The 11,806-nt window shown below is 47.1% G+C and carries 9 protein-coding genes; 3 read left to right on the forward strand and 6 right to left on the reverse strand.

What is annotated here, in order from left to right; all coding sequences use genetic code 11:
• The first annotated feature begins 12 nt into the window (after positions 1–12).
• Together ICE94_RS08475 and ICE94_RS03120 are read left to right on the forward strand one after the other, a co-directional pair.
• Positions 13–522, forward strand: coding sequence for a DUF3426 domain-containing protein (locus tag ICE94_RS08475; RefSeq protein ID WP_370623793.1), 510 nt, complete (start codon positions 13–15; stop codon positions 520–522).
• 30 nt (positions 523–552) lie between these two features.
• Entirely contained in the window at positions 553–1,512 is a 960-nt protein-coding gene (locus tag ICE94_RS03120; protein WP_216148702.1) for a carbohydrate kinase family protein, read from the forward strand.
• 124 nt (positions 1,513–1,636) lie between these two features.
• Here the strand turns inward: ICE94_RS03120 and ICE94_RS03125 are convergent, their stop codons facing one another.
• The 5 genes from ICE94_RS03125 to ICE94_RS03145 all read right to left on the reverse strand — a co-directional run bounded on the left by ICE94_RS03125 (position 1,637) and on the right by ICE94_RS03145 (position 8,647).
• Positions 1,637–2,077, reverse strand: coding sequence for a histone H1-like DNA-binding protein (locus ICE94_RS03125; protein WP_216148705.1), 441 nt, complete (start codon positions 2,075–2,077; stop codon positions 1,637–1,639).
• A 356-nt stretch (positions 2,078–2,433) separates the two neighbouring features.
• A complete protein-coding gene (locus ICE94_RS03130) occupies positions 2,434–3,618 on the reverse strand; it encodes a ribonucleotide-diphosphate reductase subunit beta (protein WP_216148708.1) in 1,185 nt (394 codons plus the stop codon).
• 57 nt (positions 3,619–3,675) lie between these two features.
• Positions 3,676–6,621 (reverse strand): ribonucleoside-diphosphate reductase subunit alpha, encoded by a 2,946-nt coding sequence (locus ICE94_RS03135; RefSeq protein ID WP_216148711.1) that lies wholly within the window; start codon positions 6,619–6,621, stop codon positions 3,676–3,678.
• A 344-nt stretch (positions 6,622–6,965) separates the two neighbouring features.
• Positions 6,966–7,793 carry a 1,6-anhydro-N-acetylmuramyl-L-alanine amidase AmpD gene (ampD, locus tag ICE94_RS03140; RefSeq protein ID WP_370623770.1) on the reverse strand — a complete coding sequence of 276 codons (828 nt, stop codon included), beginning with the start codon at positions 7,791–7,793 and terminating at the stop codon, positions 6,966–6,968.
• Positions 7,790–8,647 carry an inner membrane protein YpjD gene (locus ICE94_RS03145; RefSeq protein WP_216148714.1) on the reverse strand — a complete coding sequence of 286 codons (858 nt, stop codon included), beginning with the start codon at positions 8,645–8,647 and terminating at the stop codon, positions 7,790–7,792. The genes ampD and ICE94_RS03145 overlap by 4 nt, the downstream gene beginning before the upstream one ends.
• Before the next feature lie 20 nt (positions 8,648–8,667).
• Here ICE94_RS03145 and ffh point away from each other — a divergent pair, with 20 nt between their 5' ends.
• On the forward strand, positions 8,668–10,032 hold the full coding sequence (gene ffh / locus ICE94_RS03150; protein WP_216148717.1) for a signal recognition particle protein: 1,365 nt from the start codon (positions 8,668–8,670) through the stop codon (positions 10,030–10,032).
• 32 nt (positions 10,033–10,064) lie between these two features.
• On the opposite strand, the gene ICE94_RS03155 is transcribed toward ffh, so the two are convergent.
• Positions 10,065–11,795, reverse strand: coding sequence for a proline--tRNA ligase (locus tag ICE94_RS03155; RefSeq protein WP_216148720.1), 1,731 nt, complete (start codon positions 11,793–11,795; stop codon positions 10,065–10,067).
• Positions 11,796–11,806: the final 11 nt, after the last annotated feature.

Below are 11,806 nucleotides of genomic sequence, written 5' to 3' on the forward strand. Positions count from 1 at the left end.
TGGCTAGCGATTGTGCTGATTAGTACTTTGAGCCTAGTCTTTGTTGTACAAGTCCTATTTTTAGCTCGCAATACGATCTATCACCAACTTGCCAAACTACCAGAACCTTCACAAAAGACTTTTTTATCGACTTTTGCTCAAGTAGATAGCTGGATTTGCCAAGTTTTGCCCTGCCAGAATATTCCTTTAGCAGATTTCAGTGCCTGGGCCATTGAATATGCCCAGTTAGACATGGCACGTGGTCAGGGTCAACTCAAATTACAAATTCGCAATAAGCTTGCGGTGCCTGTGCAATGGCCAGACTTGGAATTAGTTTTAAGCAATGCAGAAAATCAAGATTTAGAAACGATTTACTTAAAACCGAGCCAATGGCTACCCCCGGGCTACCCTCTCTTAGAGAGCGGTCGCTTTGCTTCTCCCCGCGAAGAAGTGGCAAGTGACTTATCATTGCCAGTGCCGCGTGAAGCAGCCGGTTATCGGATTCGGGTTCTTTATCTAGAGAATCCTGCATCTCAACCATAATTTTTTACTTTTACTTTTTTAGGAATACTCATGGCCAGCCTGATTTGCGGTTCAATTGCTTATGACACCATCATGTCTTTTGAAGGACGTTTTCAGGATCAAATCCTGGCTGACCAGATTCATATTCTGAATGTAGCTTTCTTAGTTCCCAGTATGCGTCGCGAGTTTGGCGGCTGTGCCGGCAATATTGCCTACAATTTGCGCCTCTTAGGCGGTGAGCCTGTGATTATGGCTACTGTCGGTGGCGATGCGGGTCCTTACTATGACCAGTTGGCTAAATACCAAATTAGTGCAGATCATGTGCGCGAGATCCCGAATGCCTTCACAGCGCAAGCCATGATCACCACAGACCGTGACAATAATCAGATTACTGCCTTCCATCCTGGTGCGATGGGTGAATCCCACCTCAATCGTGTGGCTGATGTTTTAGAAAGTCGCGCTCAAAAGAAATTCAATCAACCTCAATTAGCGATCGTCGCTCCTGATGGTCGCCAAGGCATGGTTGAGCATTGCCAACAGTTAGCAGAAGCAGGTATCCCCTTTATCTTCGATCCAGGCCAAGGCTTACCGATGTTTAACGGTGAGGAACTGTTACGTTTTGTAGAGCAAGCTACTTATCTGGCCGTCAATGACTATGAAGGCGAAATGCTTAGCCAGAGAACTGGGCTGAGTTTGGAAAAAATCAGTGAGTCTGTAAAAGCACTGATTATGACGAAAGGGGCGCAAGGCGCCGAAATCCACACTGCCGGTAAAAAAATTGAGATACCTGTTGTTCCTACGCAACAGGCGATTGACCCCACCGGTTGCGGCGATGCCTTCCGTGGCGGTTTGCTGTTTGGTTTAGAGCAAGGTTTTGATTGGGAAACTACAGGACGTCTTGCGAGCTTGATGGGCTCCATCAAAATTGCCAGCCAAGGTCCACAAAATCACGAACCCTCTGCCGCTGAAATCGCTGAACGCTTCAAATCTGCGTTTGGCTATAGCTACTAACAAGCGCTACTAACAAGCTGTTCTGAGCTAGTTTAAAAATTCAGATCTCAAAAAGAAAAAACCCGCGAAGACCGAAGTCTTGGCGGGTTTGATTCCTTCTCAGGAACCAGTCCCGAATCTAAGATTAAGGACGAGATCCTGTTGGGAAAGGCCAAGCAGCTGCTGGATTCAAAGCTGTCTTTGCTGATGCAGCAGGGGCAGCTTTAGCGGCTGGCTTTTTTGCAGCTGGTTTCTTAGCTGCAGCCTTTTTAACTACTTTTTTTTTTGCAGCTGGCTTTTTGGCCGCTGCTTTTTTAGCTGGCTTCTTAGCCGCTGCTTTTTTAGCAGCAGGCTTTTTAGCAGCTGGTTTCTTCTTCGCTACTTTCTTAGCAGCTGGCTTTTTAGCAGCAGCTTTTTTAGCGGCTGGCTTCTTAGCAGCTGGCTTTTTCTTAGCAGCAGGCTTCTTAGCTGCAGCTTTCTTAGCAGCTGGTTTCTTAGCAGCTACTTTTTTAGCAGCTGGTTTCTTAGCGGCCGGTTTTTTGGCAGCTGGCTTCTTTGCAGCAGGTTTCTTCTTGGCTGTTGCCATATTAATCTCCTTCACGTGAGAATGATTTACTAAAACTACTGATTAAAGAGACCCGACCACCCCAACTACTGGCGAGCGAGCCATTCATCGGCGCACTACTCACTTCACGTCGCGCGCTAATGAATCCTGGAAAAAAAGCCGTGGCCCCTAGAGGCGACGGCTTTTTAAATAGAGACACGGAGTTCGTTGAATCATTTCGTAAGAGAGAAAATCGCTCTCTCTGACTACTCAGAATTTCGGTGTGCAACTGATATTGTTCGCAACTACCTATCAAACGTTTTTACTCCTATGTTTTGTAACTTTTCGTGATACTACAACTTCGGAGTTGAGTTGTCATCAAAAATTTGCAAAAAATGTCACTCCCAATTCAATGCTCCACCAGTTTGATATTCGATGACGCGTGTTTCGAAGAAGTTTCTCTCCTTCTTCAAGTCGATCATCTCACTCATCCAAGGGAACGGATTCTCTTCATTCGGGAATAGTTGTTCTAAACCAATCTGCATACAACGGCGGTTACAGATGTAACGCAAATAGCTCTTGAACATCGGCGCATTCAAGCCCAGCACGCCTCGCGGCATGGTGTCTTCAGCATAGCGATACTCCAACTCCACCGCTTTTTCAAACAAAGAACGAATCTCTTGCTTGAACTCTGGTGTCCACAAATGTGGATTCTCGAGCTTGATTTGGTTAATCATGTCGATACCAAAGTTGCAATGCAAGGATTCATCACGCAAGATGTACTGATACTGCTCAGCAGCACCGGTCATCTTGTTTTGGCGACCCATCGCCAAAATTTGGGTAAACCCTACGTAGAAGAACAAACCTTCCATGATGCAGGCAAACACAATCAAAGAACGCAAGAGCTTCTGATCATTCTCCATCGTGCCTGTTTCGAAAGAAGGATCTGTCAAAACGTCGATGAAAGGAATCAGGAACTCGTCTTTGTCACGAATCGATGGCACTTCGTGATAGGCATTGAAGATTTCTGCCTGGTCTAAGCCCAAAGATTCGACGATGTACTGGTAAGCGTGGGTATGAATCGCCTCTTCGAAGGCCTGACGCAATAAATATTGGCGGCATTCTGGGGCGGTAATCTGACGATAAGTACCCAAAACGATATTATTGGCCGCCAATGAGTCGGCCGTTACAAAGAAACCCAAGTTACGCTTAATGATGCGACGCTCATCTTCCGTAAGACCATTAGGGTCTTTCCAAAGCGCGATGTCGCGGTTCATATTGATCTCTTGTGGCATCCAGTGGTTAGCACAACCAGCGAGATACTTTTCCCAAGCCCACTTGTACTTAAAAGGCACGAGCTGGTTCACATCGGTCTGACCATTGATGATGCGCTTATCAGCGACGTTCACACGTCGCGCAGTCGCATCTTCTGGAATCTCAGCCGATGGGGCTGAAGCAGACGAGGTTGGCATGGGCATTGGGCGGTTAGGCAACAAACTGTTTTCCATGCTGTTCGCTGGGTTCATGGCAGGCACCGGTTTACTTTGTGGGGCTGCCGCTGCTTCTTCTTCCCAATTCAACATAATGATCTCCGTTTTTATCTGTAATACAACTTATCTTTAACAATCCAACTATACGACTTATTGGCAAGCTTCGCACTCATCAAAACCTGGATCACCGGGTCTCATGGTGCACACGGGGCCATCCGCTGCCGGAGCTGCGCTCACCGCTGGGGCATCACTCGATACAGCATTGAGTGAACCACTCTTCACTGTGGATTTCTCCACATGGGTCGCAGAAATCGTGCGCAGATAGTAAGTGGTCTTCAAACCACGCAACCAGGCCAACTTGTAGGTGTCGTCCAACTTCTTACCTGAAGCGCCAGCCATATAGATATTCAATGACTGGGCTTGGTCAATCCACTTTTGACGACGTGAAGCAGCTTCGACCAACCACTTAGGCTCAACTTCGAAGGCGGTGGCGTACAAATCTCTCAAATCTTGTGGAATACGATCGATTTTTGACAAAGAGCCATCGAAATACTTCAAATCGGCAATCATGACTTCATCCCACAGACCGCGAGCCTTCAAATCACGTACCAAGTAGTCATTCACGACAGTGAACTCGCCAGAGAGGTTCGATTTAACAAACAAGTTCTGGTAAGTCGGCTCAATACAGGCTGAAACACCAATGATGTTTGAAATCGTGGCTGTTGGCGCAATAGCGATACAGTTGGAATTACGCATACCAAACTGCTTAATACGCTCACGTAATGGCGTCCAATCCAACTTGGCTGATAAATCGACTTCCACATAGCCGCCACGTTGCTCAGCCAACATCTTGATAGTGTCTTGTGGCAGGATGCCACGATCCCACAGAGAACCTTTGTATGAGCTGTAGGTACCACGCTCTTCAGCCAACTCTGTAGAAGCCAAGTATGCGTAGTAGCAAACCGCTTCCATAGACTCATCTGCAAACTGCACTGCAGCATCACTTGCGTATGGAATACGCAACATGTGCAAGCAATCCTGGAAGCCCATGATGCCCATACCGACTGGACGATGCTTCAAGTTAGAGTTACGTGCCTTAGCAACTGCGTAATAGTTGATGTCAATCACGTTATCCAACATACGCATCGCTGTGCGAACAGTTCTTTGGAGTTTTTCATGATCCAAGACCAATTGACCATTGGCATCGGTCTTCATATGCGCTGCCATATTCACAGAACCGAGGTTACATACCGCGATTTCTGAATCGTTGGTATTCAAAGTAATCTCAGTACAGAGATTCGATGAGTGCACTACGCCAACGTGTTGCTGTGGGCTACGAATATTGCAAGGATCCTTGAATGTGATCCATGGATGGCCTGTTTCAAACAACATACCTAGCATCTTGCGCCAGAGTTGGAGTGCATTGACCTTCTTGAATGGCTTGATTTCGCCATTGGCTGCTTTTTGTTCGTAGGCCAAATAGGCTTTTTCAAACTCGCTACCAAACTTGTCATGCAAATCAGGGCATGTGGATGGTGTAAAGAGTGTCCACTCTGCGTTTTCCATGACACGCTTCATGAATAAGTCTGGAATCCAGTTCGCGGTGTTCATATCGTGCGTACGGCGACGATCGTCACCCGTGTTCTTGCGCAACTCCAAGAACTCTTCGACGTCTAAGTGCCATGTTTCCAAGTAAGCACATACGGCGCCCTTACGCTTACCACCTTGGTTAACGGCGACAGCGGTATCGTTGACGACTTTTAAGAATGGCACAACACCTTGTGATTTACCGTTGGTACCTTTGATATGGCTACCCAAGGCACGCACATTGGTCCAGTCATTGCCCAAACCACCGGCAAACTTAGATAAGAGAGCGTTTTCTTTTAAACCTTCGTAAATACCATCTAAGTCATCTGGAATCGTCGTCAAGTAGCAGCTAGAGAGCTGTGAACGAATCGTGCCAGAGTTAAAGAGTGTGGGCGTGCTGGACATGAAATCAAACGTAGAGAGGATTTCATAGAACTGGATCGCGCGCTCTTCACGATTAACTTCATTCAAAGCCAAGCCCATCGCCACGCGCATGAAGAATGCCTGCGGCATCTCAATGCGGTGATCTTCAATGTGCAAGAAATAACGGTCATACAAAGTCTGCAAACCGAGGTAATTGAACTGCAAGTCACGCTCAGCCTTGAGTGCTTTGGCCAATTTAGCCAAGTCAAAACCTAAGAGTTTCTGGTCTAGCAAATCCGCCTCAACACCTTGCTTGATGAACTGTGGGAAGTAGTTCACGTATTCAGCAGGCATCGCTGCTTGTGGTACTTCACGACCCAAGATCTCTTTACGAATCACGTGCATCAAAATACGAGCAGTCACTTGGCTGTACGCAGGATCTTTTTCGATCAAGGTACGTGAGGCCAAAATGGCAGAGTCGTATACCTGAGCCAAAGGCACACCTTCGTACAGGTTCTTGATGGTTTCTTTAATGATAGGCTCGGCATTGACTGCATTACCCAATCCTTCACAAGCAGACTGAATCACAGTTTGCAATGCAGCCATATCCAAAGGCTTCGTTACACCGTTATCAGTGACATTCAGACCAGGATGATCAATGGCCACTACAGGAGCGACTGCTTGAGTCGCTGCTTGTGCAGCACGCTCTTGATTACGCTTTTCACGATAAAGCACATAAGCACGAGCCACATTGTGCTCACCACTGCGCATCAAAGCCAATTCAACTTGGTCTTGCACATCTTCAATATGGAACGTGCCACCATTAGGGCGGCTACGCAAAAGTGCGCGCACCACGGTTTGTGTCAATTGCTCAACTTGTTCGCGCACGCGTGCTGATGCTGCGCCTTGTCCACCATTGACCGCCAAGAATGCCTTTGTCACCGCGATCGCAATTTTGGATGGCTCAAATGCCACCACTGAACCATTACGACGAATAATTTTGTAATCCGATAACTGAACCGCTTGCGCTGAACCAACACCGCCCGCTGTAAATGTTTGCGATGGACTTTGGCTCACTTGGCCAAGACTTTGGCCAGCAAAGGGTTGAGAAGCTTGGCCAGTAGCTTGTGGGTCGGCAAAGGTCATTGATTCTCCTAACTAATATATATGTTGTGACTTGTTGTTAATCTAAAAATGCTTAATTTTCTTGTAGTTATTGCTCTTTATTAAACCCCTCCCTAAACACTAGATATAGGACAAATCAAGAGCGATGGAACTAAGTATAGGGTATTGAAGTTACTTTTGATACATTTTTTTGCAGAAAAATGCTTATCGAAATCCCTAACTTTTACCTATTGTTTGCCCAGAATTGGGGCATATGAGATCGGGGCTAAAATACCCTATAAGTTAGTAAGCACCAACAAACCCTAAGGTCTTTTGACTAACAAGAATATGTGATTTTTGGCTTTTTGACGTTGAGCGTTATGGGTTTAGCGTTTCGTTAAACCATAGGGCAGTTGGCGTTCAGGAATACCGGCCATACGGGCAAACAATTCCCAATCGAAGTGAATTCCGGGATCTGTTTTTCTACCTGGTGCCACATCACTATGCCCCGCGTAAGCCGCAATTGGATATTTTGCTGACAGTGCACTCACTAAATCTTTGAGGCTAGCGTATTGCGCAGGCTGAAAAGGTAAATCATCAGTTCCTTCTAGCTCGATACCAATCGAAAAATCATTGCAACGTTCACGCCCAAAGAAATCAGAAACGCCCGCGTGCCAAGCTCTGTGCTCTGTAGAAACAAATTGCTGCACGCGGCCATCACGATAAATTAAAAAATGACTAGAAACCTCTCGATTGGCGATCTCTTTAAAGTAAGGGTGAGCATTAGGATCTAGGCGATTTTGGAAAAAATCAGCAATGTAGCCATGACCGAACTGGCCAGGAGGCAAGCTAATGTGATGAATCAAGACTAGCTCAACGGGCATATGCTCAGGACGCGCATCGAAGTTCGGAGATGAAACATGCTCTGCCATGCCCCACCAGCCCTTGGGGTCAATGGCTTGACGATGAGCTTTTGAGCAATAGGCCCCATCCCCTGAACCTTCTTCAAAACGAACTTGGCAATAAGGACATTGGATCATCGCCTTAGGTGATTGGGCTGCCTGTGTGGTTGAAGGATGGTTATTTGTCCCTGTGCTAGGACGATGACCCTGCTGGGTAGGATTCTTTTTCGGCTGAACTTGTTTTTTTATTTGGGTATGACGCCACCAAATGATGAGCCCAATCATGATGAGGGCAAACAGTAACCATTTCATCGTGCGATCAAGACCTCGAGAACAAAACGGCTACCTACATAAGCTAATAAGAGCACTCCAAATGAACCTAAGACCCAACGAATGGCACTCAAACCCCGTAGACCAATACGCCAACGGGCAATCAATAGACCGGCAAACATCAACCAAGACAAAATGCCAAAGACAGTTTTATGGTCCCAACGCAATGGCTGTCCGAATAAGGTCTGGCTAAAGAACACCCCAGAAAATACGGTGAGTGTGAGTAAGACAAAGCCGGCTATCAAGATACGGAACAAGATATGTTCCATACTGAGTAAGGGTGGCAAGCGGTCTACCCAACGTGTAAAGAAATTCGCTTGTCCTTGCATACGTAAATGCAAACGACGATCTTGCCAATGCATCAAGATCGCGTGTAGCGCCGCAAGGCTGAGTAGACCATAAGCAATATTCGCGACAATGAAATGCGCCCTAAACCAAGGATCGTGTACAGCACGCTCTGACAATAAATGCCCCTCAAAAAGACCGGGCAGCAGGCTACAGACAGCGGCAGCCAAAAGAATCAGAACACGCAGACCTTTCATTGGCAGATACCAACTCTCAAACCAGAAGAAAGTCACACCAATCCAAGCCATGGCCGATAAAGCTTGGGCAAAACCAAATATAAATCCTGCGGAAGTGAAAATAGATTCATGCAGAATGTAGCCATGCAAGAGAATCAGAGGCAATAAAACCCATTGTGAGAAACCTGCCGTAGCAGTCGTTGCGCCCACTGGCCCCTCGGTCTGACTTGCATAGATACGGGTTTCTTTCCAGAAAAACAGGAAATAAAGTAAAGCAGGTAACCAAGCGGCTCCGGAGTGGCCTAAAATATTCATATTCACAGTTTAATACCCCTATGTTCCAAAATCTAACAGATCGTTTAGGCCGCGTCATAAAAACCATGCGGGGTCAGGCCAGATTGACCGAAAGCAACACCGCAGAAATGTTGCGTGAGGTCCGCCTCGCTTTGCTCGAAGCCGATGTGGCCCTACCCGTTATCAAAGAACTGATTGGCCGTATTAAAGATAAAGCCCTCGGTGAGGAAGTGGTTGGCAGCCTCACACCAGGTCAAGCCTTGGTCGGTGTCGTACAAAAAGAACTGTGCGCCATCATGGGCGAAGGGGTGCAAGGACAGCTGAATCTCGCTGCGCAACCGCCTGCAGTGATTTTGATGGCTGGTCTTCAGGGTGCGGGTAAAACCACATCGGTCGCCAAACTGGCGAAGTGGTTAAAAGATACGCAAAAGAAAAAAGTGCTCACAGTGTCCTGTGACGTCTATCGTCCAGCGGCGATCGCTCAGCTCAAAACCGTTTCCGAACAAGTCGGGGTTGATTTTTTCCCCAGCTCAGAAAATGATCAGCCAACAGCCATTGCTCAAGGCGCTCTTGATTGGGCCAAACGCCACTACCACGATGTCCTGATCGTCGATACCGCGGGTCGTCTCGGTATAGACGAGGCGATGATGCAAGAAATTGCTCAACTGCATAAAACTCTCACACCGATTGAAACACTATTTGTAGTCGATGCCATGTTGGGTCAAGATGCCGTGAATACGGCAAAGGCTTTCCATGAAACCTTGCCATTGACCGGTGTGATTCTGACCAAGCTGGATGGCGATGCGCGTGGTGGTGCTGCTCTATCCGTGAAACACATCACGGGTGTACCGATTAAATTTGCTGGTGTTGCCGAAAAGCTCGATGGCCTAGAACCCTTTGATCCAGAACGGATGGCCAATCGCATCTTGGGCATGGGCGATATTCTGGCCTTGGTTGAGCAAGCACAAAAAACAGTAGATATCGAACAAGCTCAAAAGCTTGCCGAAAAAGTTAAAAAAGGTGGTTTTGATCTCAATGACTACCGCATGCAGATCAGTCAAATGCGCCAGATGGGTGGTTTAAGTAACCTCATTGATAAGCTACCCGCGCAAATGGCACAAGCCGCACAAAAAGCCGATATGGGTCTTGCTGAAAAACAAGTCCGTCGCACCCAAGGCATCATCGATAGCATGACACCAGAAGAGCGTCGTAAACCTGAACTCCTCAAAGCAAGCCGCAAGCGTCGCATCGCAGCGGGTGCCGGTGTACAAGTTCAAGAAGTCAATCGCATGTTGGCGCAATTTGAACAAATGCAAGGCATGATGAAACAGTTTAAAGGTGGCAAGATGGCTCGTATGATGAGTGGTTTTGCTGCCAAAGGCATGGGCGGGATGTTCAAGAAATAATCCCTGCAACTTATGCAGGGATTATTGAGTTTTTACTTCTGCGCTGAAGTAATCGTTGCTGTAATGATTTTGATTGCATCTGCAAGTGCAATACTTTGGGCCTCACTCGCCGTGCGTGCTTGGAATTCAATTTGCCCGTCTTTCAAGCCACGCTCACCCACCACGACTCGGTAAGGTACGCCAATCAGTTCCCAATCAGCAAACATCGCACCGGGTCGTAAATTACGATCATCCACAATCACTTCAATACCAGCCGCTGTTAGCTGATCATGTAATTGATCGACGGTTTTCTTGACTTCTTCGGAACGGTCGTAGGCCATGGGGCAGATAACCACTTGGAATGGCGCAATCGAGAGTGGCCAAATAATGCCCTTCTCATCAAAACATTGCTCAATCGCAGCACCCAATAAACGCGTCACACCAATTCCGTAACAACCCATCACCATCGGCTGGGTTTGGCCTTTTTCATCCAAGAAGACGCAGTTCATCGCCTCCGAATAACGTGTGCCCAACTGGAACACGTGACCGACTTCGATACCGCGACAGATTTCTAAAGTCCCTTGACCATCCGGCGAAGCATCCCCTGAAATCACATTACGAATATCCGCGACCAGTGGTTCTGGTAAATCACGTCCCCAGTTCACTCCCGTTATGTGATGGCCTTCTTGATTCGCACCACAGACAAAATCATGCATATTAGCCACAGTTCGATCAGCCACTACCGTGACTGGTTTTTTCAGATGAATCGGTCCAAGATAGCCAGGGGGCGTGCCAAAATGCTCAATGATTTCGGCTTCGGTCGCAAATCTGAATTCTGTAAGGCCGGGTACTTTTGAAGCTTTCACTTCATTGAGATCATGATCGCCTCTGACTAAGAGCAAGAAAATTTTCACACCAGCTTCTGACTCAACAGCCAAAACAATCGATTTAACTGTTTGTGTGAGCGACAGGCCCAATAACTTGGCCACATCTTCACACTTACTCGCATTAGGTGTTGGCACGACCTGCATCGTTTGAGTCGCTGGCGCACGTGTGGCAATCAAAGATAAAGCTTCAGCAGTTTCAATATTGGCGGCATAGTCCGATGTGGGGCAATAAGCAATCGCATCTTCACCCGTATCAGCAATCACATGGAATTCTTGACTACCCGTGCCACCAATCGCGCCATTATCTGCAGCTACCGCACGGTACTTCAAACCCAAACGAGTAAAGATGCGGTTATAGGCATCAAACATCTTGGCATAAGAAGCCTGCATACCCGCTACATCTTTATCAAAGGAGTAAGCATCCTTCATTGAGAACTCACGGCCACGCATGACACCAAAACGTGGGCGACGCTCATCTCTGAACTTCGTCTGAATCTGATAAAAGTTCACTGGTAACTGCTTATAGCTCTTGATCTCGTGACGAGCGATATCGGTAACGACCTCTTCTGAAGTCGGCTGAATCAAAAAGTCACGATCATGACGGTCTTTAATACGCAAAAGCTCAGGCCCCATCTTTTCCCAACGCCCCGTCTCTTGCCAAAGTTCGGCAGGTTGAATCACAGGCATGAGTAATTCAATAGCGCCTGCGCGATCCATCTCTTCACGAATAATATTTTCGACTTTACGGATGACTCTCAAGCCCATGGGCATGTAGTTATAGATACCCGCACCGAGTTTACGGATCATGCCCGCGCGCATCATCAACTGATGCGACACAATTTCAGCGTCTGCTGGGGCATCTTTTAAGGTACTGATAAAAAATTGCGAAGCTTTCATGAGAAATTCGT

Source organism: Polynucleobacter sp. MWH-Loch1C5, from assembly GCF_018881775.1.
Taxonomy (GTDB): domain Bacteria; phylum Pseudomonadota; class Gammaproteobacteria; order Burkholderiales; family Burkholderiaceae; genus Polynucleobacter.